This window comes from Amycolatopsis keratiniphila subsp. keratiniphila (assembly GCF_001620365.2).
GTDB classification, from domain to species: Bacteria; Actinomycetota; Actinomycetes; order Mycobacteriales; family Pseudonocardiaceae; genus Amycolatopsis; species Amycolatopsis keratiniphila.
This window is the reverse complement of record NZ_LQMT02000042.1, coordinates 186,453-211,691: the sequence shown is the minus strand read 5'-3', so window position 1 is coordinate 211,691 and position 25,239 is coordinate 186,453. Positions and strand designations below refer to the sequence as shown.

27 protein-coding genes are annotated in these 25,239 nt (G+C 68.0%); 6 read left to right on the top strand and 21 right to left on the bottom strand.

All coding sequences use genetic code 11. From position 1 onward, the window contains the following. The first annotated feature begins 14 nt into the window (after window positions 1–14). Both AVR91_RS39150 and AVR91_RS39145 read left to right on the top strand, forming a co-directional pair. Entirely contained in the window at window positions 15–1,511 is a 1,497-nt protein-coding gene (locus AVR91_RS39150; protein WP_063277664.1) for a S10 family peptidase, read from the top strand. Window positions 1,512–1,855: 344 nt separating this feature from the next. Continuing rightward, a complete protein-coding gene (locus AVR91_RS39145) occupies window positions 1,856–2,608 on the top strand; it encodes a hypothetical protein (RefSeq protein WP_228709458.1) in 753 nt (250 codons plus the stop codon). A gap of 89 nt (window positions 2,609–2,697) precedes the next feature. On the opposite strand, the gene AVR91_RS39140 is transcribed toward AVR91_RS39145, so the two are convergent. The 10 genes from AVR91_RS39140 to AVR91_RS39095 all read right to left on the bottom strand — a co-directional run bounded on the left by AVR91_RS39140 (window position 2,698) and on the right by AVR91_RS39095 (window position 13,542). After that, a complete protein-coding gene (locus AVR91_RS39140) occupies window positions 2,698–4,419 on the bottom strand; it encodes a S8 family serine peptidase (protein ID WP_063277666.1) in 1,722 nt (573 codons plus the stop codon). Window positions 4,420–4,495: 76 nt separating this feature from the next. Continuing rightward, the gene (locus AVR91_RS39135) at window positions 4,496–5,494 is read right to left on the bottom strand and encodes an ABC transporter ATP-binding protein (RefSeq protein ID WP_063277667.1); all 999 of its coding nucleotides are present in this window, start codon (window positions 5,492–5,494) and stop codon (window positions 4,496–4,498) included. Further along, entirely contained in the window at window positions 5,487–6,479 is a 993-nt protein-coding gene (locus tag AVR91_RS39130; protein WP_063277668.1) for an ABC transporter ATP-binding protein, read from the bottom strand. Before AVR91_RS39130 ends, AVR91_RS39135 begins: the two co-directional genes overlap by 8 nt. A 6-nt stretch (window positions 6,480–6,485) precedes the next feature. Then, window positions 6,486–7,439 carry an ABC transporter permease gene (locus tag AVR91_RS39125; RefSeq protein WP_063277669.1) on the bottom strand — a complete coding sequence of 318 codons (954 nt, stop codon included), beginning with the start codon at window positions 7,437–7,439 and terminating at the stop codon, window positions 6,486–6,488. Next, on the bottom strand, window positions 7,432–8,358 hold the full coding sequence (locus AVR91_RS39120; RefSeq protein WP_016337270.1) for an ABC transporter permease: 927 nt from the start codon (window positions 8,356–8,358) through the stop codon (window positions 7,432–7,434). The genes AVR91_RS39125 and AVR91_RS39120 overlap by 8 nt, the downstream gene beginning before the upstream one ends. Before the next feature lie 87 nt (window positions 8,359–8,445). Then, window positions 8,446–10,065, bottom strand: a complete 1,620-nt coding sequence (locus AVR91_RS39115; protein ID WP_063277470.1) for a peptide ABC transporter substrate-binding protein — start codon at window positions 10,063–10,065, stop codon at window positions 8,446–8,448. A 257-nt stretch (window positions 10,066–10,322) separates the two neighbouring features. Beyond that, the gene (locus AVR91_RS39110; RefSeq protein WP_037342450.1) at window positions 10,323–11,276 is read right to left on the bottom strand and encodes a Ppx/GppA phosphatase family protein; all 954 of its coding nucleotides are present in this window, start codon (window positions 11,274–11,276) and stop codon (window positions 10,323–10,325) included. Between the two features lie 22 nt (window positions 11,277–11,298). Next, window positions 11,299–12,462, bottom strand: a complete 1,164-nt coding sequence (locus AVR91_RS39105) for a lytic transglycosylase domain-containing protein (protein ID WP_063277471.1) — start codon at window positions 12,460–12,462, stop codon at window positions 11,299–11,301. Between the two features lie 183 nt (window positions 12,463–12,645). Then, a complete protein-coding gene (locus AVR91_RS39100) occupies window positions 12,646–13,161 on the bottom strand; it encodes a DUF501 domain-containing protein (protein ID WP_016337274.1) in 516 nt (171 codons plus the stop codon). Window positions 13,162–13,179: 18 nt separating this feature from the next. After that, on the bottom strand, window positions 13,180–13,542 hold the full coding sequence (locus AVR91_RS39095; RefSeq protein WP_123799156.1) for an FtsB family cell division protein: 363 nt from the start codon (window positions 13,540–13,542) through the stop codon (window positions 13,180–13,182). On the opposite strand from AVR91_RS39095, the gene AVR91_RS43050 reads away from it, so the two are divergent. Then, window positions 13,541–13,783: a hypothetical protein gene (locus AVR91_RS43050; RefSeq protein ID WP_143254250.1), complete on the top strand. Its 243-nt coding sequence runs from the start codon at window positions 13,541–13,543 to the stop codon at window positions 13,781–13,783. The two genes, AVR91_RS39095 and AVR91_RS43050, sit on opposite strands and share 2 nt — an antisense overlap. Before the next feature lie 95 nt (window positions 13,784–13,878). On the opposite strand, the gene eno is transcribed toward AVR91_RS43050, so the two are convergent. After that, window positions 13,879–15,165 carry a phosphopyruvate hydratase gene (gene eno, locus AVR91_RS39090; protein WP_016337276.1) on the bottom strand — a complete coding sequence of 429 codons (1,287 nt, stop codon included), beginning with the start codon at window positions 15,163–15,165 and terminating at the stop codon, window positions 13,879–13,881. A gap of 103 nt (window positions 15,166–15,268) precedes the next feature. Further along, a complete protein-coding gene (locus AVR91_RS39085) occupies window positions 15,269–15,757 on the bottom strand; it encodes a VOC family protein (RefSeq protein WP_063277472.1) in 489 nt (162 codons plus the stop codon). 71 nt (window positions 15,758–15,828) lie between these two features. On the opposite strand from AVR91_RS39085, the gene AVR91_RS39080 reads away from it, so the two are divergent. Beyond that, window positions 15,829–16,242, top strand: coding sequence for a tetratricopeptide repeat protein (locus AVR91_RS39080; RefSeq protein WP_016337278.1), 414 nt, complete (start codon window positions 15,829–15,831; stop codon window positions 16,240–16,242). A 9-nt stretch (window positions 16,243–16,251) separates the two neighbouring features. Here AVR91_RS39080 and AVR91_RS39075 read toward each other — a convergent pair whose 3' ends face one another. Then, window positions 16,252–16,821, bottom strand: a complete 570-nt coding sequence (locus tag AVR91_RS39075; protein WP_007028810.1) for a helix-turn-helix domain-containing protein — start codon at window positions 16,819–16,821, stop codon at window positions 16,252–16,254. A 54-nt stretch (window positions 16,822–16,875) separates the two neighbouring features. Here AVR91_RS39075 and AVR91_RS39070 point away from each other — a divergent pair, with 54 nt between their 5' ends. Beyond that, the gene (locus tag AVR91_RS39070; protein WP_063277473.1) at window positions 16,876–17,796 is read left to right on the top strand and encodes an NAD(P)/FAD-dependent oxidoreductase; all 921 of its coding nucleotides are present in this window, start codon (window positions 16,876–16,878) and stop codon (window positions 17,794–17,796) included. On the opposite strand, the gene AVR91_RS39065 is transcribed toward AVR91_RS39070, so the two are convergent. Beyond that, window positions 17,769–18,473, bottom strand: a complete 705-nt coding sequence (locus AVR91_RS39065; protein ID WP_063277474.1) for a lysozyme family protein — start codon at window positions 18,471–18,473, stop codon at window positions 17,769–17,771. The two genes, AVR91_RS39070 and AVR91_RS39065, sit on opposite strands and share 28 nt — an antisense overlap. A 131-nt stretch (window positions 18,474–18,604) precedes the next feature. Between AVR91_RS39065 and AVR91_RS39060 the strand changes: the two genes are divergently transcribed. Next, window positions 18,605–19,015 carry a PPOX class F420-dependent oxidoreductase gene (locus tag AVR91_RS39060; RefSeq protein WP_016337281.1) on the top strand — a complete coding sequence of 137 codons (411 nt, stop codon included), beginning with the start codon at window positions 18,605–18,607 and terminating at the stop codon, window positions 19,013–19,015. A 67-nt stretch (window positions 19,016–19,082) separates the two neighbouring features. Here the strand turns inward: AVR91_RS39060 and AVR91_RS39055 are convergent, their stop codons facing one another. From AVR91_RS39055 to AVR91_RS39025, 7 genes are all read right to left on the bottom strand, one after another. Beyond that, window positions 19,083–19,655, bottom strand: coding sequence for a hypothetical protein (locus tag AVR91_RS39055; protein WP_063823233.1), 573 nt, complete (start codon window positions 19,653–19,655; stop codon window positions 19,083–19,085). Further along, window positions 19,652–21,025 (bottom strand): hypothetical protein, encoded by a 1,374-nt coding sequence (locus AVR91_RS39050; RefSeq protein ID WP_063277476.1) that lies wholly within the window; start codon window positions 21,023–21,025, stop codon window positions 19,652–19,654. Before AVR91_RS39050 ends, AVR91_RS39055 begins: the two co-directional genes overlap by 4 nt. Beyond that, window positions 21,022–21,825, bottom strand: coding sequence for an ABC transporter ATP-binding protein (locus AVR91_RS39045; RefSeq protein WP_063277487.1), 804 nt, complete (start codon window positions 21,823–21,825; stop codon window positions 21,022–21,024). Before AVR91_RS39045 ends, AVR91_RS39050 begins: the two co-directional genes overlap by 4 nt. Window positions 21,826–21,842: 17 nt before the next feature. Further along, complete coding sequence (locus AVR91_RS39040) at window positions 21,843–22,658, bottom strand: anti-sigma factor family protein (protein WP_063277477.1); 816 nt, start codon at window positions 22,656–22,658, stop codon at window positions 21,843–21,845. Further along, window positions 22,655–23,197 carry an RNA polymerase sigma factor gene (locus AVR91_RS39035; RefSeq protein WP_016337286.1) on the bottom strand — a complete coding sequence of 181 codons (543 nt, stop codon included), beginning with the start codon at window positions 23,195–23,197 and terminating at the stop codon, window positions 22,655–22,657. Before AVR91_RS39035 ends, AVR91_RS39040 begins: the two co-directional genes overlap by 4 nt. A gap of 71 nt (window positions 23,198–23,268) precedes the next feature. Then, on the bottom strand, window positions 23,269–24,192 hold the full coding sequence (locus tag AVR91_RS39030; RefSeq protein ID WP_063277478.1) for a MazG family protein: 924 nt from the start codon (window positions 24,190–24,192) through the stop codon (window positions 23,269–23,271). After that, window positions 24,189–25,193 (bottom strand): hypothetical protein, encoded by a 1,005-nt coding sequence (locus AVR91_RS39025; RefSeq protein WP_063277479.1) that lies wholly within the window; start codon window positions 25,191–25,193, stop codon window positions 24,189–24,191. Before AVR91_RS39025 ends, AVR91_RS39030 begins: the two co-directional genes overlap by 4 nt. Between the last annotated feature and the right edge of the window lie 46 nt (window positions 25,194–25,239).

Here is a 25,239-nt window from a genome sequence, read left to right as displayed (position 1 = left end):
AGTAAGTTGGAGGCATGCCGGACACCAATCCCGATTCGAAGGCCACCGACGAGAAGGACACCCCGTCGGTGGAAACCAAGGTCGAACCGACCGACGACCTGGTCACCACGAAGCACACGCTGACGCTCAAGCGGAAGAAGCTCGCGTACACCGCCCAGACCGGGCGGATCGTGCTGCGGAAGGAGGTCATCACCGACGGCAAGTCCGAAGGCCACAAAGCCAAGGCCGAGGTGTTCCTGACCTCCTACACCCTCGACGACGCCGAGCCCGGCTCGCGGCCGGTCACTTTCGCGTTCAACGGCGGGCCCGGCTCGGCGAGTGTCTGGCTGCACATGGGCCTGCTCGGCCCGCGTCGCGTGCTTTCGGGCGATGTCGACGACCCGGTCGCGCCGCCCTACGGGCTGACCGACAACCAGGAAACCCTGCTGGCGCACAGCGACCTGGTGTTCATCGACCCGGTGTCGACCGGCTACTCGCGCGCCGTGGACGGCGAGGCGGCCAAGGAGTACCACGGGTACACCGCCGACATCGAGTCCATCGGCGAGATCATCCGGCTGTGGGTCTCGCGCAAACAGCGCTGGCTGTCGCCGAAGTTCCTGGCGGGCGAGTCCTACGGCACGCTCCGCGCGGCCGGGCTGGCGTCGCATCTGCAGGAACGTCACGGGATGTACTTCAACGGGCTCCTGCTGATCTCGTCCGTGCTGGACCTGGGCACGCTGCGGTTCACCGAGGGCAACGACCTGCCGTACTCGCTGTACGTGCCGACGTACGCGGCCATCGCGCACTACCACGGCCTTCACGGCGACCGTCCGCTCGACGACGTCCTCGCGGACGCGGAGGACTTCGCGGCCAAGGAACTCCCCTGGGCCCTCGCACGCGGCGCCCGTCTGTCCACACAGGACCGCGCGGAAGCGGTGGCGACGCTCGCTTCACTGACCGGACTGAGCGAGTCCTATGTGGACCGCGTGAACCTGCGGATCGAACACGTCCGCTACTTCACCGAACTGCTGCGGGACAAGGGTCTGGTGGTCGGGCGGATGGACGGCCGGTTCACCACCTGGGAGCCCGACGGCGGCCGTGAGCACATGAGCGACGACCCGTCGATCTCGCGGATCATCGGCGCCTACACGGGCGGGCTCAACCACTATGTGCGGGCCGAACTCGGCTACGAGAACGACCTGCCGTACGAGATCCTCTCGACGGACGTCTTCAAGGCCTGGTCGTACTCGGACTTCGAGGGGCGCTCGGTGTCCTCTGTGGACTCGCTCGCTTCGGCCATGCGGGCGAACCCGCATCTTCGGGTGCACGTCGCCTTCGGTCACTACGATGGCGCGACGCCGTACTTCGCTTCTGAGCACGTGCTGGCACGCCTTCAGATTCCCGAGGAACTGCGGGAGAACATCGACACGGCGTACTACCCGGCCGGGCACATGATGTACGTGCACGAGGAGTCGCGGGTGCGGCAGGCGAAGGACCTGGCGAAGTTCATCAAGGCCGCTTCCGGGAAGTAGCCGCCTCCGCCTCAGCGGCACCCCTCAGGCGCTATGAACGGTCCGTTCCTTGCAAATTTTGCAAGGAACGGACCGTTCATAGCGCTCGAGCACCGAGTACTGTCGGTTCTCCGGTCCACCATGTCGACATGTACCTATCAAGAGCTCCGCTAACGGACTCATACCTACGTCAACACAGCCGATACGGCGTCATCCGTGTGGCGACCCTGGAGAGACTCGGGGTCACGCAAAGCACGTCGTATCGAAGATGTCAGCCTGGCGGAAGGTGGACTCACCTTCTGCCAGGCATCGTCCTTCTCTCGAAGGAACAACCGACCGCACGGCAACGAGTTGAAGCCGCGCTGATGCTCACCAATGCTCTAGGGGTCGTCACTGGCTTCGAGGCAGCGCGGCGCTACGGGCTACGACAATCCGGTCCTCACGGGACAGTCCACCTGCTCATCCCCGAACAGCACCAGGTGCGAAGCGTCAAGTTCGCGATCATCGAACGAACGATCGCCATGCCGGAACGCCGCGTGCTCGAAGGGGTACCACTGGCGGCACCGGCTCGAGCCGTCTTGGATGGTGTAAGGCGCATCCGAGATCTCGACCCGGTTCGTGCCCTGCTCATCGAAGCCATCGAGACGGGCCTCTGCACAGTGGAGGAGTTGAGCGCCGAACTCGAATCCGGCAGCAGGCGAGGAACAGCTCTCCCTCGTGCCGTGCTCCGCGAGCTAGCCGCCGATGTCAAGTCCGTCCCTGAAGCGGCATCTTTGGCGATCTGGGAGAAAGCGGGACTGCCGCCTGCCGAGCGAAACGTCAAGATCTACGACGCCTTCGGCAACTACATCGGCAAACCCGATTCATGGTGCGACGAACTTGGCATGGCATGGGAAGTCGATTCGTACGCCTTCCACTTCGGCAGGGACGCCTATCGGAAGACCCTCCACCGCAACAATCGCTACGCGGCTGCGGGGATCATCGTCGTACAAACCTTGCCGTCTCGGATTCGCGACGAACCGGAGAAGGTCATCGCCGAACTCCGTGCCGCGGCCGAGGCGGCGGCACGACGTCCGAGACCTGATGTCACTGTGGTCCGCACCGACCGAGCCGCCTGACGGTCCGGCCCGCATACGCTATGAACGGTCCGTTCCTTGCAAAATTTGCAAGGAACGGACCGTTCATAGCACTCGAAGGAACCGAGGGATCAGCCGCGCAGGTACTGGGAACCGCGCGTGACAGCCGACCAGGCGTCAACAGCACCATGGCCGTAGAAGCCGTTGAACGAAGCGTCACCGGTGCAGGTCGCGGTGAACGAAGCGTCCCGGCCTTCCTTCAGGTAGTCGACGGTCCGCGGCGTCGGGCAGGCGATGTCCGAAGCCGTGCCCTCGAGCACCCGCTGCACGGCGTCCGGGTTCATCCCGAAATCGCGCGAACCCTTGCCGTACTGCGAAACGATCAGCGCGGCGACACCGGTCGCGTGCGGCGACGCCATCGACGTCCCCTGCAGCCACTGGTAGTAACCGACGCGGCCGTCGGCGGCGGTCGCCTTCTGGATGCCGGCGGCGACACCGTCGGGCGTGAGGTTCCCCTCCGCGTCGATCATGCCCTCCGCGACACCGACGTTGCGCGGGTACGTCGAAAGGATCATGTTCTCGTTCGTGCGGTGCCACGGGGTGCCGAAGTAGTCACGGAAGTATCCGCCGGGCGCGGACACCGAGATCTGCTCGACGCCGTAGTTCGAGTAGTCCGCCTTCGCCTGCGAAGGGCCGAAGGACGAGACACCGATCGTGTGCGGGCCCTCGACGGGCAGCGAGAGGCAGCTCGCGTTGTCGATCTGCCGCGGGTGCGTGCTGTTCGAGGGGTAGTTGGGGCTCGACGCGTCGGGCTGCGGGGCGCCGAGGTCGCTGTGCTGGTTGCCCAGCGAGACGACCTGGGTGACGCCCTTGCGGTGCGCGTAGTTCAGCGCACGGGTCGTCGCCTCGATGATGGTGCGCTGCTCGGCCTGCTGCTCAGCCGAGTCCGCGGGGTTCGCGGTGCAGTTGTACAGCCAGGGATCCGTGAAGAAGCTCATGTTCACGACGTCCACACCGGCGTCGCCGGCGTAGGTGATCGCGTCCACGGTCGGCTGCAGGAAGAACGAGCCCGAGTCCTGCCCGGCACGGAGGTTCACCAGCGTCACGTTCGGGGCGACACCCGAGACACCGAAACCGTTCGCGGCGGCGCCGATGGTGCCGGCGACGTGCGTGCCGTGCCCGTTGTCGTCGTGGTCCGCCGGGTCGACACAGCCACGGAACTCACACGGCCCGTCGACGACGGCGCCGTTCACGTCGGTGACGATGTCCTTGGTGAAGTTCCGCGACGCCGCGCGGTCGAAGTTCGGCGCGATGTCCGGGTGGCTGCCGTCGACGCCGGTGTCGATGACGCCGACCTTCACCCGCTTGTCACCCGGCTGCTTGGTACGCGAAAGGTCCGACCGGACCGACTTGAGGCCCCAGAGCTGATCGTCGAGCGGGTCCATGCCGACGGCGTTCGCCTGCACCGGCTTCTTGGCCGACGCGCCGCCGCGGCCCTCCTTCTCGACGGCACCCGGCTTGTCCTTCACCTTGCCCTGCTTCGGCGCGGTGCCGATCGCCTTCGCTTTGGCGGCACCGAAAACGGCGCGGTCCGCGGAGACCCGCTCGGCGAAACCGTTGGCGGGCGCGGTCGCGGTGATCAGGCCGACCGCGGCGTTGCTCGTCACGACGGTGCCCCCGGCGGCGCGGATCGCCCTTTCCACCGAAGCGACGCTTTGGCCTTCACGGGCCAACACGGAGAATTCGGTCGCCGCACCGGAAAGCTGCGGCTGCGCGGAAGCCGTCGGCGCGGCGACGATCGCACCGAACAGCGGTACCGCGAGCGCGATCACGAGAGATCTTGGCTTTTTCACTTCCTGCCTCCTGAAGAAAACTATTCGGGCAAACTACGTCAGCCATGGCCACGTATCAACGAAGTCCCTACGAAAGTCAGGGGACGACGGTTTTCTCCTCCGCGAAATGACAGGCGGACAAATGCCCACCCGCCCGCGTGATCAATTCGGGTTCCTGATCGGCGCAAATGTCCTGCGCCTTCCAGCACCGCGTGCGGAACCGGCAGCCGGACGGCGGATCCAGCGGGCTCGGCACGTCGCCTTCCAGGCGGATCACCTGCCGCTGCCCGCGCAACGCCGGATCCGCGACCGGCACCGCGGACAGCAGCGCCTGCGTATAGGGATGCGACGGATGTTCGTAGATCTCCTCTTCCGTCCCCATTTCCACGATCTTGCCGAGATACATCACCGCGACCCGCGTGGAAAGGTGACGGACAACGGACAGATCGTGTGCGATGAACACATAGGAAAGGCCGAATTCCTTCTGCAGGTCACCGAGCAAGTTCATCACCTGCGCCTGGATCGAAACGTCAAGCGCGGAAACCGGTTCGTCGCAGATGATCACCTTCGGCCGCAACGCCAGCGCCCGCGCGATCCCGATGCGCTGACGCTGCCCGCCGGAGAACTGGTGCGGATAGCGGTTGATGTGCTCCGGGTTCAACCCGACGACGTCGAGCAGCTCCCGCACCTTCGCCGCCCGCGACCCCTTCGGCGCCACCTCGGTGTGGATTTCGAAGGGTTCGCCGATGATGTCGCCGACCGTCATCCTCGGGTTCAGCGAGGTGTACGGATCCTGCAGCACGATCTGGATCTCACGCCGCAGCCTCCGCAGTTCCGCTCCCCGCAACGCGAAGATGTCGCGGCCTTCGAAGGTCGCGAGCCCGCCCGTGGGTTCCTCCAGGCGCATCAGCACCTGGGCCAGCGTGGACTTGCCACAGCCGGACTCCCCCACGACGCCGAGCGTCTCCCCCGGCATCAGGTCGAAGGAGACCCCGTCGACGGCCTTCACGTGCCCGATGGTGCGTTTGAAGAGGATCCCGGCCCGCACCGGGAAGTACTTCACCAGGTTTTCGACCCGCAGAATCGGCTCAGACACGGCCGCTCACCACCTCGTCGGCGAAGTGGCACGCGCTGACCCGGCCGAAACCGAGACTGCGCAGGGCGGGCCGTTCGGTCTCGCACCGGCTTTCCGCCCGCGGGCAGCGCGGATGGAACGGGCAGCCGGGCGGGACGTTCAGCAGGCTCGGCGGCAGGCCCTTGATGGTCTCCAGCGTCTGTCCTTTGAGGTCGAGCCGCGGCAGCGAGGCCATCAGCGCCTCGGTGTAGGGATGCCCCGGCGAGCGGAACAACTCGGCGACGTCGGCCTGTTCGACGATCCGGCCCGCGTACATCACGGCGATCCGGTCGGCGACCTCGGCGACCACCGCCAGGTCGTGGGTGATCAGGATCAGCCCCATCCGCCGTTCGGCCTGGATCTCGGCCAGCAGGTCCATGATCTGGGCCTGCACGGTGACGTCGAGCGCGGTCGTCGGCTCGTCCGCGATCAGCAGATCCGGGTCGAGCGCGAGCGACATGGCGATCATCGCGCGCTGCCGCATCCCGCCCGAGAACTGGTGCGGGTACTCGCGGACCCGGCGGGCGGCCGCCGGGATGCGCACGATGTCGAGTAGTTCGATCGCCCGTTTGCGCGCGTCCTTTTTGGACATACCGAGCCGCACCCGCAGCTGCTCCTCGATCTGGAATCCCACGGTGAACACGGGATTCAGCGCCGAGAGCGCGTCCTGGAAGATCATCGCGATCTCCCCGCCCCGCACTTCGCGCCGCCGCTCTTCGGTGGCGGTGAGCAGATCCTCGCCGCGGTAACGGACCGCGCCGCCGGTGACGACGGCGGGCGGGCTGTCGAGAATGCCCATCACCGTCTGCGCCGTGACGCTCTTGCCGGATCCCGATTCTCCCAGCACGGCAAGGGTTTCCCCGGCGTGCACGGAGTAGTCGACGCCGTTGAGCACGGTCGCGACACCGTCGGACGTGCGGAATTCGACGTGGAGGTCTTCCACTTCCAGCAGCAATTCGTCGGTCACGGCCGATCACCGGGCCTTCGGGTCGAGCGCGTCGCGGATCCCGTCACCGAGCATGACGAAGGCGAGCACGGTGATGGTCACGAATCCGGCGGGGAACAACAGCATGTGCGGATTCACCCGGAAGTAGTCCCGCGCGTCGCTGATCATCACACCCCACGAGACGACCGGTGGCCGCACACCGACACCGAGATACGCCAGTGTCGCTTCCGCGCCGATGAACGCGCCGAGCGCGATGGTCCCGTAGACCAGCACCGGCGCGACCGTGTTGGGCAGCAGATGCCGGAACACGATGCGCGGCGTGCTCGCGCCGAGACCGCGCGCGGCCTTGACGTAGTCGAGCTGTTTGGCCACCAGCGTCGCCGACCGCATGATGCGCATCGCCACCGGCCAGCTCAGCGCGGCGATCGACACGACCACCTGCACGATGATGGTCACCACGCCGGGGTTCGAGCCGGGCGCGTTGAACGTGGTCAGGATGACGATCGCGCCGAGCACGAACGGCAGCGCCGCGAAGATGTCGCCCACCCGCGAGAACAGGCTGTCGACAAGACGGCCGTAGTACCCGGCGATGATCCCGACCACCGAACCGATCAGGATCGTCAGGATCGTCGCGAAGACACCGACCAGCAGCGACGCCCGCGCGCCGTGGATCGTCCGCGCGTAGACGTCGTAACCCTGGTTGTCGTAGCCGAACCAGGCGTCCGCGGACGGTCCTTCGTTGGCGTGGAGCAGATCGCTGAACCCGGCGGGCCGGGAACTGAACAGATCGGGCGCGATCGCGATGAGCACGACGAGCGCGATGATGACGGCGGAGATGATGAACGACGGCCGCTTGCGCAACATCCGCCAGGCGTCGCCGCCGAGGCTGCGCGGTTTGTGCGCCTCCGCGGAGTCGTCGGCGACACCGGCACCGGCGACGTCCACAGAGGACACGCCGCCGGCCACATTGGGGTCAGTCATAACGGATCCTCGGGTCGAGAACGGCGTAGAGCAGGTCGACGATGAGACTCACCAGCAGGTAGACCATCACCAGCAGGACGACGACGCCGGTGACGGTGGCGCCCTCCCGGTTCTGGATACCGCGGAAGATGAGCCCGCCGATGCCGTTGATGTTGAACACGCCTTCGGTGACGATGGCCCCGCCCATCAGCGCGCCGATGTCGGTGCCGATGAAGGTGAGCACCGGGATCACCGAGTTCCGGAGCAGGTGCACGCCGACGACACGGCTGCGCGGCTGTCCTTTCGCGACGGCCGTGCGGACGTAGTCGGCGTGCCGGTTCTCCGCGATGCTCGTTCTGGTCAGCCGGGCTATGTAGGCCATGGAAAGGCTGCCGAGCGCGATTCCTGGCACGATCAGTTCGCCGATCGTGGCGTCCTCGGACACGCTCGCGTCGATGATGCCCAGTTCCGAACCGAGGACGATCTGCAGCACGATCGCGGTGACGAACACCGGGATCGAGATCAGGAACGTGGTGGACATCAGCACGAGATTGTCGAGGAAACCCTTGCCGCGCAGGCCGGTCAGGATGCCCGCGGACAGGCCGATGATCGCTTCGATGGCCACCGCGATGAGGGCGAGCCGGACGGTCACCGGATAGGCGTTGCCGATCAGCTCGCCGACCGAGACACCGTTGAAGGTCTCGCCCCAGTCGCCGGTGAACAGGTTGCCGAGGTATTTGAAGTACTGGACGAAGATCGAATCGTCGAGGTTGAACTTCGCCGTCATCATCTCGATGTAGGCGGGCGGGCAGGCGACCTGACCGCATTTGCCGGCGAACGGGTCACCGGGCACCGCCCACACGAGGGCGTAGATGAGGAACGTCGTGCCGAAGAAGACCGGGATGAGTTGAAGTAGTCGTCGAAGGATGTACTGGGGCATGGGCGTGCCGTCCTGGGGATCGCGTGGTGGGAGCCGTGGGTCCGGCCGGCCGGGAGCGGTGCGCTCCCGGCCGGCACGACCACGCGATTACTTCGCCGCGACCTCGATGGACGAGTAGTCCGCGAGACGACCGAAGTCGAGCTTCGCGACCTTGAGCCGGTTCGACTTGCCGCCGACACCCTTTTCTTCCCACACGGGGATCTGCGGCAGATCCTTCGCGATGAGGTCCTCGGCCTGCTGGTACAGCTTGATCGCGGCCGCCTTGTCGGCGGTCTGGTCCGCCTGGGTCAGCAGCGCGTCGACGGCCGGGTTGTTGTACGTGGAGTCGTTCGACGAACCGGTGCTCTTGTAGCGCGGGTTCAGGTAGTTCTCGATCGACGGGTAGTCGGCGGACCAGTCGGAGCGGCCCATGCCGGTCAGCTGGCGGTTGTTGACGATGCTGCGCCACTGCCCGAAGTCGGTCGCCGGCACGAAGTCGCATTCGACGCCGAGCGCGTTCTTGATGCTGTTGCACGCCGCGACCAGCGGCTCCTTGCGGCCACCGTCGGCGTTCGACGCGATGGTCAGCTTGCCGGTGAAACCGGACTTCGCGAAGAACTCCTTGGCCTTCACCGGATCGAACTTGCAGAACTCGCCGCAGACACCGGGGCGGTAGCCCTCGATACCGCGCGACACGTAGCCGTCGGCGGGCGCGTAGGTGTCGTTCATGACGGTCTTGACGATCTGCTCGCGGTCGATGGCCAGCGAGATCGCCTTGCGCAGGTCGAGGTTGTTGTAACCCGGGACGTAGTACGGGAGGGCCAGCGCGCTGATGCCGAGCAGCTTCCCTTCGACCAGACGCTCACCGAGGTCGGTCTTGTACTTGCCACCGGCCTTCGCCGCGGGCGGGAGCGCCTCCATGAAGTCGAGGCGGTTGCTCAGCAGATCCTGGTACGCGGTCTCCTGGCTGGTGTAGATGCGGACTTCCAGGTCCTTGAACTTGACCTTGTCCTCGCCCTGGTACTCGTCGTACCGCGTGAGCTTCATGTTCTGGTTCGGCGTGCGCGAAACGAACTTCAGCGGCCCGTTTCCGATCGGGGCCTTGGCGAACGCCTCGGGGTCGGCGAAGAACTTGTCCGGCAGCGGCGCGAAGGCGAGGTAACCGATCTTGGTGGCGAACACCGAGAACGGGCCCTTGAGGGTGACCTGGAACTCGTAGTCGTTCACGACCTTGAGCCCGGACATCGTCTGGACGGCGGGTTCCTTGGCGCTGATCTCGTCGTAGCCCTGGATCTGCTCGAAGAACGACGCGTTCTGCATGCCGTTCTTGCCGTTCGCGCTGTAGTTCCACGCGTCGACGAAGTTCTTGGCCTTGACCTCGGTCCCGTCGTGGAACTTCCAGCCCTTTTTGATCTTGATGTCGAAGACCTTGGAATCGGTCGTGTTGATCGATTCGGCCATCAGGTTGTACGGCTCGGCGGTGTCGGATTTGTAGCCGACCAGCGCCGAGAAGACCGGCTTGAGGGCCTTGGAGCCACCGAGTTCGTTGGTGTTGGCGGGAATCAGCGAGTTCTCCGGCTCGGTGCCGTAGACCGAAACCGACGCGTTGGCGTCGGTGGCGCCGGATCCCTTGTTCTCACCGGACCCACCACCCCCACAGGCCGTCAGCAGCAGGGCCGCCGTGGCCACCACCGCCGTCGCTCCCCAGAACCCGCGTGAAGCCCGCATGTCCCCTCCAACTCTCGTCGTCGGATAGTCCGGCGGGCGCTGGTCGCGCCCTACCGCCCAGAAGGTGAGACGACGCTATGGGACAGGTGAAGGCGATCACAGTGCGTTGGTGTTGCAAATGTGTGACGGTCTCCCGGACCACCCGGTTAGAGCACAACGTTGGTAGGAACCGTGCTGGGCCGAATGGCTCAATCCGGACTGGAGGTCACCACTTGATCACCTAAAGAAATGGCTTCACGTAAGAGAAAACCCGACTGTCAGGCCAGCGACAACGCGATCCCGTCGAGAATGTCGTGCTCGGAGATCACCAGTTCGTCGGGACCACCGCGCGTGGCGAACTGCTCCGCCAGCACCTGCACGATCACCGAGCCGCCGCCGATCACGTCGACCCGGCCAGGGTGGATCACCGGATTCGCGGCGCGGGTGGCGTGGTCGGCCGTGAGGAGCGACTGCGCGACCCGGTCGATGTCGGCGTGGGAGAGCTTGGAAAGGTGCGTGCGCTCGGAGTCGTACTCCGACAGGCCCTGCGCCACGGCGGTCAGGGTCGTGACCGTCCCGGCGACGCCGATCCACGTCTTGGCGGTGGACACGTCCACGACGTCGAAGGCCTCAGTGAGCACCTTCGCGGCCAGCTCGCGGGCTTCGGCGATCTCGGCCGCGGTCGGCGGGTCCGACTTCAGCGCGCGTTCGGTGATCCGCACGCAGCCGATGTCGACCGACTTGGCCGCGATGACCTCGGCCTGACGGCCGTCCCAGGTGCCGACCACGAGTTCGGTCGAGCCGCCGCCGACGTCGACCACCACGAAGGGACCATCGTCGGGATCCTGTTCGCCGACGGCGCCGGTGAAGGACAGACGGGCCTCTTCGTCACCGCTGATGACTTCGGCCTCGGTGCCGAGCACCTCCCGCGTCATCGCGAAGAACTCGTCGCGGTTGCTCGCGTCACGGGTCGCGGACGTCGCGACCATGCGGACCTTCTCGACACCCTTGCGGCGCGCGGCGATCGTGTAGTCGGCCAGCGCCTTGCGGGTGCGCTCGAGCGCCTCGGGCGCCAGCTTGCCGGTGGCGTCCACACCCTGGCCGAGGCGGACGATCCGCATCTCGCGGTGCAAGTCGCGCAGGTCGACCGTCCCGTCGTGACGGGGCGTCAGCTCGGCGACGAGCAGGCGGATGGAGTTGGTCCCACAGTCGATCGCGGCAACACGAGGCATGACGCCAGCGTAGTCAATGCGATCAAGGCGTCTTGGTGCCGCTGGTCGATGACGGCACCGTCGTCGTCGTTGTGGTCGTCGTCGGCGAAGAGCAGGTCGGCGGAGGCGCCGGAGTCGTGGTCGTCGGACTGGTGCTCGTGGTCGAAGTCGGTTGCGTCTCCGTTTCGGTGACCGTCGGGCACGGCGGCAGCTTCGGGGTCGTCGTCGGCGACGAAGACGACGACGAACCCGGCTTGCTCGGCGGCAGCGAACTCGACGGCGGCGGCGTCACCGAACCGGGTGGCGTCGACGGCACCGGAGGCGGCGGCACCGACGCGGGCGGCGGCGCGGCACCGGCGTTCGGGGCGCCGATGGGCACCTTGCTGTCCGGCGTCGGCAGCACTCCCGTGCGGTAGGCCTCGGCCCAGATCAGCACGGTGTTCACGTAGGTGTCCGAGTTGTTGTAGCGGAACACGGCCGCGCGCAGCTGGTCCGGTTTCGACAGATCGAGGCCGCCGGAGCACAGGTATCTGGCGGTGCCCAGCGCCGCGTCGAAGATGTTGTTCGGGTTCGACTCGCCGTCGCCGTTGCCGTCGGAGGCGTAGCGGGCCCAGGTCGACGGGATGAACTGCGTCGGGCCGACGGCGCGGTCCCACACCGTGTCTCCGTCGAACTTGCCACCGTCGGTGTCCGGGATGGCCGCGAACGGGCCGGCGCCATTGAGCTGCGGGCCGAGGATCGGCTCCAGCGTGTTGCCCTTCGCGTCGACGTAACCGCCGCGCGCGTGATTGGACTCGATGCGGCCGATACTCGCGATCAAAGCCCAGTCGATGTGGCAACCGGGCTGTTCGGCGATGAGGATGTCGGCGGCGTTGCGGTACGCGGCGAGCGCGGTGACCGGGATGCCGAGCGGACCGTTGGGGAGTTCGTCCGCGGGGAGCGGGAGCGGGGTCGGCGCGTTCGGCAGGCTGCCGTCGACACCGATCTGCTGGACCAGCGGGTTCTTGGGGTCGTAGCCGCCGACGAGGGCGACGTTGTCGGTATGGATCGTGCTCGCCGTCGCGGCCCAGCTGCCGGCACCGACGACCGCGGCACCGGCCGGGACGATGGCGAGGACACCTCCGGCGACCGCGGCGATCGTGCGGTGCCGGAGACAGAGTCTCCGGACATGACCGGAGACCGCGCCTGGCACCTGCCTCACGCGCATACCTCTGAACCCTCCCGGCGGATCACGACTCGGTGATCCGGTACACCCACCCCGACAAACCCACGAGCGGTACCCAGCCTGCCGCATGCGGTGACCGGTTTCACCCCATTGAGGACGACCAGTTGGCCGACATCGGGTGAATTAACCCGCCTGGAGGAACTATCTGTACACCGGCGGCCGGTGTTACCCCTGGCAGTCGCCCGACGGCCATCCGTTCGACTTCAGCAAAGCGAGGGTTTCGTCGCCGAACGGGTTCACGCCGGGGCCGACCGCGAGCGTGTGCGCGAGGTGGACGTGCAGGCATTTGACGCGGCCGGGCATCCCGCCCGCGCTGACCTCGTGACCGAGCGGGTCAATGGCGTCGCGTTCGGCGAGGTAGCTCTCGTGGGTCCGCTGGTAGGCGGCCGCCAGCTCGGGGTCCTCCGCGAGCCGGTCGGTCATCTCCTTCATCAGCCCGGACGCTTCGAGCGTGCCGACCATGGAAGTCAGCTTCGGGCAGGTCAAGTAGTAGAGCGTGGGGAACGGCGTGCCGTCGTCGAGGCGGGGGCTGGTCTGCACGACCGACGGGTGGCCGCTCGGGCAGCGCGCGGCGACGGCGCGCAGCGCACGGGGTGCCCGGCCGAGCTGTTCCGCGATGATCTCGCGGTCGGCGTCGGTCACGGGCTCGAAGGAAGACTTTTCCGTGCTGTTCACACCCATAAGGCTAAAGGGGGCGCTTCAGCCACCCGCGACCTGATCCCACAGCTTCTCGTACCAGGAGCCCGCGGGCACCGGCTGCTGACCTTGCGGCTGCCCCTGCTCGGGCGCCTTGTCCTCGGGGAGCTGCACGATGTACGGCGTCTCGCCGGGCTTCACGAAACCGAACCGCTTACGGGCCTCGGCCTCGATCTGCGCCGGGTCGCTCAGCTCGGCCTTGCGGCCTTCCAGCTGGGTGACGCTGCGCTGCAGTTCGGACTGCAGCTGCTGCTGTTCGTTCACCTCGGACTTCTGGCTGAGGTACGTGCGCAGCGGGACGGCGATGGTGAACGCGAGCGCGCACACCACGATCGCCACCACCGCGGCCCGGCGGGTGGTGGACATGCCGAGCACCTTCGCGGCACCCGATGCCCGTTTCGCCGCCAGGCTGCGGCGCAGCCGGGTTCGGGCGCGGACCTCCGTCGTCGTCGTGCGACGGGCACGCTCCGGACGGCGGCCCCTGCTGGAGCCACCGCCGCCCGCGCGCCCGCCGCTACGACGGGTCGTCCGCGCCCTCCCCCGGTCCGCCATCATCTTTATCGCGCCGACCGCGATCGCGCTGCCGGGGCGCGGCGTTCCGCCTTGAAGCCCACTGAGCACGTGAAGGGCGCCCCGCCATCGCGATAGCGGGGCCTTACGGCCAAAAGGCGCGACTTCAAAAGATCAAAAGACACTTCCGACTCACCCCTCCGGGCTGAACCGCGGGAACGCGAGGTCGCCGGCGTAGCGAGCCGCGTCGGCGAGGGTCTCCTCGATGCGGAGCAGCTGGTTGTACTTGGCGATCCGCTCGCCGCGCGCCGGGGCGCCGGTCTTGATCTGGCCGACACCGGTCGCGACGGCGAGGTCGGCGATGAAGGTGTCCTCGGTCTCGCCGGACCGGTGGCTCATCATCGACTTGTAGCCGTAGGAGGTGGCCAGCGAGATCGCGTCGAGGGTCTCCGACAGGGTGCCGATCTGGTTGACCTTCACCAGCAGCGCGTTGGCGGCGCGGCGGGTGATGCCCTCTTCGAGCCGGTCCGGGTTGGTGACGAACAGGTCGTCGCCGACCAGCTGGACCTTCTCGCCGATCTCGGTGGTCAGCTGGACCCAGCCGTCCCAGTCGTCCTCGCTCAGCGGGTCCTCGATGGACACGAGCGGGTAGTCGCGGACGAGCTCGCCGTAGTAGGCGGACATCTGCTCGGCACTCTTCTTCGCGCCTTCGAAGGTGTACGCGCCGTCGGAGAAGAACTCGGTCGCGGCGACGTCGAGCGCGAGCGCCACGTCACGGCCCGGGGCGTACCCGGCCTTCTCGATCGCCTGAAGGATCAGGTCGAGCGCTTCGCGGTTGTTCTTCAGGCTGGGCGCGAAGCCGCCTTCGTCGCCGAGGCCGGTCGCCAGGCCGCGGCCCTTCAGGACCGACTTCAGCGAGTGGTAGACCTCGGTGCCCCAGCGCAGGGCCTCGCGGAACGACTCGGCGCCGATCGGCGCGATCATGAATTCCTGGATGTCGACATCGGTGTCGGCGTGCGCGCCACCGTTGAGGATGTTCAGCATCGGCACCGGCAGCACGTGTGCGTTCGGCCCGCCGAGGTAGCGGAACAGCTCCAGCTCGGCCGACTCCGCGGCGGCCTTCGCGACGGCGAGCGAAACGCCGAGGATGGCGTTCGCGCCGAGGCGGGACTTCGCCGGCGTGCCGTCGAGGTCGACCAGCTTCTGGTCGACGATGCGCTGGTCGACGGCGTCGGTGCCGACCAGGTCCGGGCCGATCTCGTCCAGGACGGCCGCGACCGCGCGCTCGACACCCTTGCCGTTGTACCGGCCGGTGTCGCCGTCACGCAGCTCGACGGCTTCGTGTTCGCCGGTGGACGCACCCGAGGGGACCGCGGCCCGCGCCAGCGTGCCGTCGTCGAGAGCCACCTCCACTTCGACCGTCGGGTTGCCTCGCGAGTCCAGAATCTCGCGAGCGCCTACCTGCTCGATGAGCGCCACGCCATGCTCCTCATGTGGGTTGTGCCTGCGGTGACCGGGCCCAGCCTAGCCGTCACCGCAGTTCACCCGTTGGAGGCACGCGCCACATCAGCCGCCGACCGGGCTATTCCTCGACCGGTTCGTCCGCCCGGACTTCCTTCCAGCCCGACGGAAGCTCGACGGTGTCGGAGAACTGCTGCCAGAAGGTCCAGCTGTTGCCGCCGATGTCGGAGACGGTGAACACGCGGGCGCCGTACGGCTGGTCCTGGGGAGCGTCGATGTCGACGTCGTCGCCCAGGGCGGCCCGGACCCGCTCGTACTGCGCGTCGGCGTCGGCGACGTAGACGATGTTCAGCTGCCCGACCGGACCGTCGACGCCCTTGGCCTGCCAATACTCGGGGCCGACCCCGGCCAGCTGGATCTTGGCCGGGCCGGCGCACAACGTGGCCTGGAACACCTCTCCGGAGGCGTCGGCGAAGCGCACCTCTTCGGTGAACCCGAACACTCTGACCAGCCACGCGACCGCCTCGGTGGCGTCGGCGTAGTAAAGGTATGGCGCGAGCCCGAGGTATCCGGGCTCGGTTTCGGGCCTATCGGCTTCGGTACCGCTCATGGCAGGACAGTCCACCATGACCGTTTCAGCAGTCGAGATCGGCCCTGCCCAGGCGTATCGTGGAGCGGACCATGATGGATGCCGAACCCGCCCCAGAACCCGGCCCGGACCCGTCCGGCGAGTCACGGTTCCGCGCCTTCCGGCAGGCGGAGGCGCTGGTCGAAAGCCGCAGGCCACTCGACGCCCTCAAGGCACTAGAGCCCTTACTGGAACACGAAACCGACAAACCGAGCGTTCAGTTGCTGGCGGGCCGCGCGTACTTCCACTCCGCACAGTTGCGGCGGGCGGAGCGTGCCTTCACCCGGGTGCTGGAGCTGGATCCCACCGATCATTACGCGCGGTTCGTACTCGGACGGACCCTCCAGCGCCTCGGCCGGTTGACCGAGGCGCTCGCGCAGATGCGGATCGCGTCGGCGATGCACCCGATCCCGGAGTATCTGGAAGCGATCAGCGAGGTCAGCGCGCGGATCGCGTTACGCGACTGACCGGGCGCCTCATTTCGACCTGGCCCGCAGATGCGCCCGTTCGCCCTGTTTGCCGAAGAGCACCAGCAGTTCCACCGGCCCCGGACCCGCGCTGCCGAACCAGTGCGGCACCCGCGTGTCGAACTCCGCGGCCTCGCCGGGACCCATCGTGAAGTCGCGGTCGCCGAGCAACGCCCGCAACCGTCCACTGAGGACGTACATCCATTCGTAGCCCTCGTGGGTGCGCTGCACCGGCTCGATGTCTTCGACCGGGATCAGGAGTTTGAACGCCTGCGGCTGGCCCGGCTGCGCGGTCAGCGCCCACGCGGTGAACCGGCCGAATTTCTGCGCCTTCATCCGGACCCGCGGGTCGGCGGGTTCGGGTTCGCCGACCAGTTCGTCGAGCGGGACCTGATGTGCCGCCGAGAGCGTGAGCAACAGTTCCAGCGTGGCCTTCCGCGTGCCCGATTCGAGCCGCGAGAGCGTGCTGGCGGAGATCCCCGTCGCCTCCGAGAGCGCGGAGAGGGTGGTGCCGCGTTCCTTGCGCAGGGCCTTGAGCTTCGGGCCGACCTCGGCGAGCCGCCGTTCGATGTCCTCCATGTCCCCAGTTTGCCAAATTGGCAATGAACTTTGCCAATCTTCGAAGAGATCCGGATGCTCGGGACCATGAACGAAGAATTCGACGTGGTGATCATCGGTGGCGGCGTGGCGGGGCTCAGCGCGGCCTTGGTGCTGGGCAGGGCACGGCGCAAGGTGGCCGTGATCGACGGCGGCGCCCCGCGCAACGCGCCCGCCGCGCACGCCCACGGTTTCCTGACCAGGGACGGCATCCCGCCCAAAGAACTACTGGAGATAGGCCGTGCCGAAGTGCGCGCGTACGGCGTCGAGATCATCGACGACGTCGTCCACCGGCTGCGGCACGACAAGGCGGTGGAACTGGCGAGCGGGCGGGTCGTCGGCGGGCGCCGGATCGTGGTGACGACCGGGTTGGCCGACGAACTGCCGGACGTCCCCGGCGTCGCGGAACGCTTCGGCACCGACGTGCTGCACTGCCCGTACTGCCACGGCTGGGAGGTGCGTGATCAGCGGTTCGGGGTGCTCGCCACGTCCGAGAAGGCGATCCACCAGGCGCTGATCGTCTGGCAGTGGAGCAAGGACCTGACCTTCTTCACGCATACCCAGCAGATCTCGGCCGAAGACCGGGCGAAGCTGACCGGGCTCGGCATCCGGATCGTCGACGGGAAGGTGTCCGAGCTCGCCGTCGAAAACGACCGGTTGACCGGTGTCCGGCTCGTCGACGGCGAATTCGTCGAACGCGACGTCGTGTTCGTCGGCCCGAAGTTCGTCCCTCACGACCGGCTGCTCGCCCAGGTCGGCTGCGCCCGTACCGAAAGCGGCTCGATCGCGGTGGACGCGCAGGGGCGCACGAACGTGGACGGGGTCTGGGCGGCGGGGAACGTCGTCGATCCGATGGCGCAGCTCGTCGTCGCGGCGGGCGACGCCTACCGGATGGCGTCGGCGCTCAACTTCGATCTGGTGCTCGAAGATCAGGGCGCGACGCTGGCGTCCGCGTAGGTGTCGGCCGCGCTGAAGACTTCCTGGACGTAGGGCACCGCGGGGTTGAACACCCGCATCGACTTCCACCAGCCGTCCGGAGTGGCGACGTCGTCGCCGGCGGCGCAGAGGTAGCGGCCGGTGGCGAAGGCGGCGTCGTCGAGGTCCTTCGGATCCGGCTGCTTGCCGTCGCTCCTGGCCCGGGCGGAGTGCTTGGCCCAGATCTCGGGCGCGAGCGTGATCGGGCCGGGCCTGCCCTGCGCCGCCTCGACGTGGGAAATGCCGGCGAGGGTCGCCCACGAGAGATGGCAGCCCGGCTTCTGCCGTCGGAGCCACATCTCGGCCCGGCCGTAGGCGGACAGATCGGTGACGGAGAGCCGGGTCTTCGCGGCCACCCGTTTCGCCCAGGTCTCCAATTCGGCCGCGTCGGAAACGGTGGGCCGGTCGGGCGGCGCGGCGAGCCCGGCGCGCGGTGTCGCCACCCCGGGCTGCGGCTTCTGATCGGGCACCGCGAGCGCGGGCTGGGGCTGAGGTGCCGGAGGCGGCTCCTCGCCACCCGGCCGGTTCACCCCGACCGTCATGATCAGCACCACGCCGGTGAGCACGAGCCCGCCCGCGAAGGCGAGCCTGGGCACGTAGGGCGGCAGAGGGCGGGCAGGGTGCTCCGGCGCTTCGGTGCTCTGGGCGGTTTCAGCCACCCGGTCAGGTTACTTCGCCACACTTCCGGGCGATGACCCATTCGGCTTAAGAAGTCGACTGGGGAACCGGTCTCACGGACTTCGGCGAAAGCAGTTGACCTCCAGTCAAGTGGAGGTCGGACACTGGGCCCATGTTCAGTGAAGCGGAACTCGACTACCTCGCCACCCAAGGGCTCGGACGGCTCGCGACGGCACAGCCGGACGGAACGCTGCAGGTCAGCCCCGTCGGTTACGCCTACAACACCGAGACCAAGACGATCGACATCACCGGTTACGAACTGGCGAAGAGCAAGAAGTTCCGGAACGTGGCCGCGAACGGGCAGGCCGCGTTCGTGGTGGACGACATGCCTTCACAGGACCCGCCGAGGATCCGCTGCCTCGAGATCCGCGGCCGGGCGGAGGCGCTCACCGGCGCCCGCACGGCCGACGGGCATTTCGACGGCGCGGTGATCCGGATCCACCCGTCGCGGATCATCAGCCTCGGTGTCGACGACCCGGACCACGATCCGCTCGATCTCGTTCCGCACAACCGGGACGTCTGAGCCCCTCGGATGTCATGAAAGGGTCGTTCCTGACGAAAAACGTCAGGAACGACCCTTTCATGACATTTCAGCGGCGGTTACCGAAGACCGCGTAGCTCCCTAGGCCCGCCACGGCGAAAACCACGGCGGTCCACGTGGCGGCCGACACCCCGGCGGGCTGGAAGAGCCAAGTCACCACCGCGTGCACGGTCTCCCCGCTCGACGTGGTGGCCCAGACCACGAACGACACGATGAACACCAACAGCGGCAACGTCCACCCGAAGGCCCCGCCGAACAACACCGCGGCGATCCCCGCGAGACCGAGCAACCCGCCCGCGTTCCGCACGATGACCTCCACCGGGACCCGCTCCGCCTCCCACAGCCGCGGAAGCAGCGCGGCGCCGGCGCCGAGGCCGCCGATCAGCAGGAGATGCAGGACACGGCGAGGCGCCCAGCGGATCGCGGCGGTCCGGTCGAGATCGGTGTCCTGCCCGCTGAGGCCGATGGCGGTCACCGCGATCGCCGCCAGGAGCGCCAGGGAGACCGGGATCTCCGACCAGCGGTCCCGCGCCAGGAACCAGATCACGGCCATACTCACCGCCAGCCCCGCGAAGGACGCGGGCATGGCACGGGAGCGGGCGTACAGCACCGCCCACCTCATCGGGCACCGCCGAGGAGGATGCCGAGCTGGCTGCCCTGGCAGGTCAGGCCGGCCCGCCGCTGCGCGATGATCCGCTCCCGTTGCACGTCGGGCGGAAGGGCACGGAAGGTCTCCCACTTCCGCACGACCTCGTTCTTCGTGTCGTCGCTCAGCCAGGAGGCCCCGGTCACCTTCCACTCGCCGAGGAACCAGCTCGACGAGATCGACCGCGCGGTGAGTTCGTCCAAAAAGGACTCGTTGACACCTTGAAGGCTGTAACAGGTCGGCGTCCCCGACCCGGCGACCAGTGTCCGCGTCATGTCGTCCGAATTGAGGACCGAACGGATGGACCAGTCCACCAGGTCCACGTAGACGGTGTCGGCGGCACGCGGCGGCACCTCGTCGTAGCCCAGGCGCCGGTCCAGCGCCGCGACCTTGACCGGCGCGTCCGGCAAGGTTCCCAACAGCCGCAACGCTTCCTTGCCCGGTCCGGCGAGGCGAGGCAGCTCGGCTTCGAGCATGCGGGGAACGCAGACCGGGCCGTCGCAGACCATCTCGGTCGCGGCCGGGTCGGCGACCTCGGCTTCGGCGATGCTGCCGGGAAGTAAGGGCAAGGCGATCGCGGCCGCCGCCAGTGCGGGGACGACGGCGAGCCCCTTCGCCCGCTTGGAGCGGGCCGCGAGCAGGAGGAAACCGGTCGCGGCCAGTCCGGCGAGCCAGACCACCTGCCCGAGATCCATCCGGCCCGCGGTGGTGGCGAACGGATCCCGGACGACGCCGATCGCGGGCGAGAGCAAGGAGACGTTGTATGGAACGACTCCTCTGACCACGCTGCCCGCCGACCCGCCGAGCTGGAACAGGATCACGGCCACGAACGTGGCGACGGCCACCGCGGGCGCGGTCAGCGGATGCGGCAGCAACCGGCCGATCCCGAGCCCGATCCAGGCGCCCGCGAGCATGCCGAGCGCACCGACCACGACGATCGGCAACCAGCCGAAGGTGAAGAACCCGCCATTGAGGGCCGCCTGGACGGCGCCGACGGCGAAGATCAGCAGGTAACCCAGCACCAGCAGACCGCCCAGGGCACCGGCGAGTTTCGCGGCCCGGTGCCATGCGGGTCGTGGCATGGTGTCCATGAGCTCGGCCGTGCCGGACCGGCTGTCGCGCATACCTTGGATGGCCCCGGCGCCGATCGCGATCGGCCACAGGAACACCAGCAGGAACCGGCTCCACTCCGCGGCGTGGGTCCAATGCTCGTCCCAGGCGAGCGGCGGCTTCGTCCACGGACCACTGAACGAATAGAGGAAGCCGAACGCGACGACGAGGATCGCGAGCGTGGCCCAAGGGGCGATGGAACGGCGGACTTCGGTCCGCAGGACGCGCGTGTTCACCAGTTCCCCTTCCCCGGCTCGTGCCCCAGCAGCGCCGAATAGCCGCGCTCGATCGGGCTGTCGCCGACGTGCTCCTCGGTCCCGGCCGCGGCCAATTCGTCCGGCGTGCCTTGGAAGACGAGTTTCCCGTTTTCGAACAAGACGACGTCGGTGCAGGCCGTCGCGACGTCCTCGACGAGATGCGTCGAGACGACGACGCAGGCGTCCCGGCCCAGTTCCTGCATGAGCTCACGGAACCGCACGCGTTGTGCGGGATCGAGTCCGGCGGTCGGCTCGTCCAGCAGGAGGATGTCCGGATCGTTCACGATCGCCTGAGCGATCCCGACCCGCCGCACCATGCCGCCGGACAGAGTCTTCATCCGGTCGTCGGCGCGATCGGCGAGGCCGACCCGTTCGATCGACCGCTGCACCGCGGCCGGGATGTCCTCTCCTGCCATTTCCTTCAGCCAGGCGATGTATTCGACGAATTCGCGAACGGTGAATCGCTTGTAGTAACCGAAATTCTGCGGCAGGTAGCCGATACGGCGGCGCAGGCGGCGCTGATCGGTGAACCCCCCGACGGATTCACCGAGCAGCGCCAGCCCTCCCTCCGCCGGCCGGAGCACCGTCGCCAGTGCCCGGATCAGCGTGGTCTTCCCGGCCCCGTTCGGGCCGAGCAGACCGTGCACCCCCGTGCCAAGGTCCAGGTCGAGCCCGTTCACGGCGAACTTGCGTTTGCCGACGCGGACCTTCAGTCCCTCCGCCTTGATCTGCCACGCGTAGGTCGTCGGCGCGACCTCCGCGGCCCCGACAGCACGCATCATGTTCTCCCCTTCGTTCATCGTTCGGATCCGGTGAGCAGGCCGAAGACGCTCCGCCGGAGCACCACCACGACCGCGGTCACCGCGAAGATCACGCCCCACACCGGGAGCAGCCGGGGTTCGAGCGCGGTGGCACGCCCTTGCGAAGCCACCGCGGGCGCCAGGATCACCGCCACCCAGACCCCGGAGAGGACATAGGCCGCCCGCACCACCCCGATCAGCCCGCCGAGCGCGAGCGTCCCGGTGGTGAAGGCCAGGCTGGGCAGGAGACCGAGCCCGAAGCCGCCACCGCCGAGCCAGCTCGAAAGGCCCTGGATCGGCAAGACCACGGCGAGTACCGCCGTCGTCCGGCGGAGCAGCAGGTAGAGCCCGGCCCTCGGCGTCGAAGTGACGAGTTCGTAGGCCGGATCGAGCCCCTTCGCCCAGGAAATCGCCACGCCGAGCACCGGCAGGACCGGCGAGAACAGCTGGACGAACGAGTAGTCCTCGCTTCCGGTGAACCCGACCGCGTCCAGCAGGAAGCCGATCGCCGGGATCAGCAGGATCATCACCAGCCACGGCAGCATCACCGGCGTCACCCAGGTGTGCAGCCGACCGGCCCACCGCCTCCGCATCGGGCTCGGCCCCGCTTCGGCGAGTTTCGGCCCCAGCCCGGCCCAGACGTCGTCCACCAGCGCGGACACCGACGGCAGGCTGATCGCGGACAGCCTCCTCCGGCATTCCGCACACGTTTCGAGATGGGCTTCGACCGCCCAGACCTCGTCGCCGGCCAAGCCGTCGCCGCCGAGGACGTAACCGGCGAGGAGCTGTTCGGACACGTGTTCCTTGTTCACGACAGCGCCTCCCGCATCGCGATCCGAGCCCGCCTGGCGCGGGTTTTGACGGTTCCTTCCGGCACGCCGAGCAGGACCGCGGTCTCGCGGACGGTCAGCCCGTCGAGCACCATGGCCTGCAGGACCTGACGGAGTTCTGGAGCGAGCCGTCGCAGCGCGTCACCAACGTGGTCACCGACCGCACCGGCCAGCGCCTCGTCCTCGGCCGCGGGTGAAACGGCCGTTTCCGCGACCGGCAGCGGCTGCGCGAACTTCGCCCGGCGGCGGAAGGCGTCGACCAGCCGCCTCGCGGCGATCGTCCACAGCCAGCCGACGGCGCTTCCGCCGACGGCCGAACCGGCGAACGCGCCCGCCGCGCGCCAGACCGCGAGGTAGGTCTCCTGCATCACCTCGGCGACGATCTGTTCGTCGGCGCAGCGACGGCGCAGGCGCACGGCCAGCCACGGCGAAGTGCGGCGGTAGAGCTCCTCGAACGCCGCGCGGTCGCCCTTGGCGGTGCGGCGGACGAGCTGCTCTTCGTCCGGTTCCGTTCCCTTCACATCCGGCAAGACGCCGAGATCACCGAAAGGGTTCTCACCCGATTGTGTTCCGCATCACAGCGGATCGGTTCTCAGGAGCTCGGCCAGAACTTGCGCCAGCCGTCGGCTTCCAGCGTCGTCGGCTCCAGACCGGCGTCCCGCGCGGCCTGCTCGGCCTCCCGGATGTCGCGCGCGAACCGCTTCGCGACGGCGCGGAGCTCACCTTCGGGATCGATCCCCGCCCGGCGCGCGGTCGCGGCCACCCGGAACAGCTGGGCCGCCGCCTCGGCGCCGTCGGGGAACAGGTCGAGCGGGATCCCGGCCCGGCCGCTGCGCTGGCCGAGCTTCCCGGCGAGCGCGACGGCGGGCTGCCCGAGCGCGACGCCGTCCACAATGGACTGGCGGCTCTTCTCGGCCTGCTTCAGTTCTTCCCATTTGAGGTTCTGGTCGCTGACGGTCTCGACCCGGGGAGCGTCGCTGAAAATATGCGGATGCCGTCCGGCGAGTTTCGCGACCAGATCGGACGCGACCTCGTCGATCCCGAACGGATCGGCCGCGTCCTCGACGGCGACGCGCGCGTGGAACAGCACCTGGAGCAGGACGTCGCCGAGTTCCTCGCGCAACGCGGCCCTGTCGCCCTCCTCGATCGCGTCGAGCAGCTCGTAGGTCTCCTCGACCAGGTACTGACGCAGCGACTCGTGCGTCTGGACGGCGTCCCACGGACATCCGCCCGGCGAACGCAGGCGGTCCATCACCTCGGCGGCCTCGACCAGCGGCGGAACGGGCGCTTCGATCACCCGCGCACCCGACCTGATCAGGGCCGCGGCCTTCGCTTCCCGGCGCGAACCCGCGATGAGCACGAGGTCGCGCTCCTGTGTGTCACCGAGCGCGGGCACCCCGAAAACGCCGGCATCGACATCGGAAGCCGCATACACGGCGGCGCTGCTTCGCAGGATCGGGAGTGCCGCGGCGGGCAGTGTCGCCCCGCGGGCGATCACGACGACGGCAGTGGTCACGGGTTTCGCGGCGCGGCACCGTGCACAGGCAGCACGATGCCCTTCTTCGAAGCTTCGTTGGGCGCGAGATCCATGCCCACAACATCCCACACGCCATAGCGCGGGTTCACCTTGAGGTCGGCCTGGTCGAGGTACGGCTGCAGGAGCCGGATACCCACTCCTGCCAGCTGCTGAGCGGTCGGCTGCGCGGCCTGATCCGACGCGACGGGCTTGTCGGCGGTCCGCTCACGCACCACGACGACGACCCAAAGCGGCTGCTGCGGTGTCGGCTGGAAAGCGGCGACGGTGTTGGGTTCGAGACCGAACAGGACGGTGGCCGCGGTCGCGGGCGACTGCATCGCGGGCAGCTTCTGGCCGGTGCCCGCCTGCGTGTCGGCGGTCTGCTGGTCCCGCGCGATCAGCTCGGCGGCCGCGTTCGGCGACGCGGCGAACTTCCGGGCCTTCTCGATCGCCTGCTCGCGCAGCTTGTCCGCGTCGGAACCGGTGGCGTCGGTCGAGGAGACCGAGCTGAAATCGAACGTGACGGTGAGCTTGTCCAGGTACTTCATCGCGAGCTGGGTCTGCAGCGCCGCGTCGACCAGGGCATCACGGTGGTCCCGCACCCGCGCCACGAGCTGCTGGACGCTCAGCGCGGGGTCGTCCTGCGGGTTGGCCTCCATCGGCTTGGCCAGCGGATCCTTCTGCAGCGCGTTCACGACGAGGGACTCGTCGACCCGGACGCCTTCCCGCTGAGCGGCGCGCTCGGTGAGGTCGTGCAGGATCTCCTGGCGGACGATCTCGCGGCCGACGAGATCGAGCTTGTGCTCACGGGCGAGCTGCTGCCCGTACGGGTGCTCACGGACGGCCTTGTCGATCAGCTGCTGCACGCGATCCACCGAGACGGTCTTGCCGTCGATGATCACCGCGGCACCGACCTGCCCGGGACCGGCGTTGCATCCGGCGAGAAGGAGAGAACCGGCAAGAACCCCGAGCAGCGCGCGACGGCGCCCCATGATCCGCATCACAGGGCCTACCCTCTCATACCGGCCCCGGCGAGAGAACCAGGTC

What these genes read in the sequence shown, in the direction of transcription:
- AVR91_RS39150 (WP_063277664.1), top strand. Translation starts at nt 15, where the DNA reads ATGCCGGACACCAATCCCGATTCGAAGGCCACCGACGAGAAGGACACC.
- AVR91_RS39145 (WP_228709458.1), top strand. Translation starts at nt 1,856, where the DNA reads ATGCTCACCAATGCTCTAGGGGTCGTCACTGGCTTCGAGGCAGCGCGG.
- AVR91_RS39125 (WP_063277669.1), bottom strand. Translation starts at nt 7,439, where the DNA reads ATGACTGACCCCAATGTGGCCGGCGGCGTGTCCTCTGTGGACGTCGCC.
- AVR91_RS39120 (WP_016337270.1), bottom strand. Translation starts at nt 8,358, where the DNA reads ATGCCCCAGTACATCCTTCGACGACTACTTCAACTCATCCCGGTCTTC.
- AVR91_RS39115 (WP_063277470.1), bottom strand. Translation starts at nt 10,065, where the DNA reads ATGCGGGCTTCACGCGGGTTCTGGGGAGCGACGGCGGTGGTGGCCACG.
- AVR91_RS39110 (WP_037342450.1), bottom strand. Translation starts at nt 11,276, where the DNA reads ATGCCTCGTGTTGCCGCGATCGACTGTGGGACCAACTCCATCCGCCTG.
- AVR91_RS39105 (WP_063277471.1), bottom strand. Translation starts at nt 12,462, where the DNA reads ATGCGCGTGAGGCAGGTGCCAGGCGCGGTCTCCGGTCATGTCCGGAGA.
- AVR91_RS39100 (WP_016337274.1), bottom strand. Translation starts at nt 13,161, where the DNA reads ATGGGTGTGAACAGCACGGAAAAGTCTTCCTTCGAGCCCGTGACCGAC.
- AVR91_RS43050 (WP_143254250.1), top strand. Translation starts at nt 13,541, where the DNA reads ATGCCGAGCACCTTCGCGGCACCCGATGCCCGTTTCGCCGCCAGGCTG.
- AVR91_RS39095 (WP_123799156.1), bottom strand. Translation starts at nt 13,542, where the DNA reads ATGTCCACCACCCGCCGGGCCGCGGTGGTGGCGATCGTGGTGTGCGCG.
- AVR91_RS39085 (WP_063277472.1), bottom strand. Translation starts at nt 15,757, where the DNA reads ATGAGCGGTACCGAAGCCGATAGGCCCGAAACCGAGCCCGGATACCTC.
- AVR91_RS39080 (WP_016337278.1), top strand. Translation starts at nt 15,829, where the DNA reads ATGATGGATGCCGAACCCGCCCCAGAACCCGGCCCGGACCCGTCCGGC.
- AVR91_RS39075 (WP_007028810.1), bottom strand. Translation starts at nt 16,821, where the DNA reads ATGGAGGACATCGAACGGCGGCTCGCCGAGGTCGGCCCGAAGCTCAAG.
- AVR91_RS39070 (WP_063277473.1), top strand. Translation starts at nt 16,876, where the DNA reads ATGCTCGGGACCATGAACGAAGAATTCGACGTGGTGATCATCGGTGGC.
- AVR91_RS39060 (WP_016337281.1), top strand. Translation starts at nt 18,605, where the DNA reads ATGTTCAGTGAAGCGGAACTCGACTACCTCGCCACCCAAGGGCTCGGA.
- AVR91_RS39055 (WP_063823233.1), bottom strand. Translation starts at nt 19,655, where the DNA reads ATGAGGTGGGCGGTGCTGTACGCCCGCTCCCGTGCCATGCCCGCGTCC.
- AVR91_RS39045 (WP_063277487.1), bottom strand. Translation starts at nt 21,825, where the DNA reads ATGCGTGCTGTCGGGGCCGCGGAGGTCGCGCCGACGACCTACGCGTGG.
- AVR91_RS39025 (WP_063277479.1), bottom strand. Translation starts at nt 25,193, where the DNA reads ATGCGGATCATGGGGCGCCGTCGCGCGCTGCTCGGGGTTCTTGCCGGT.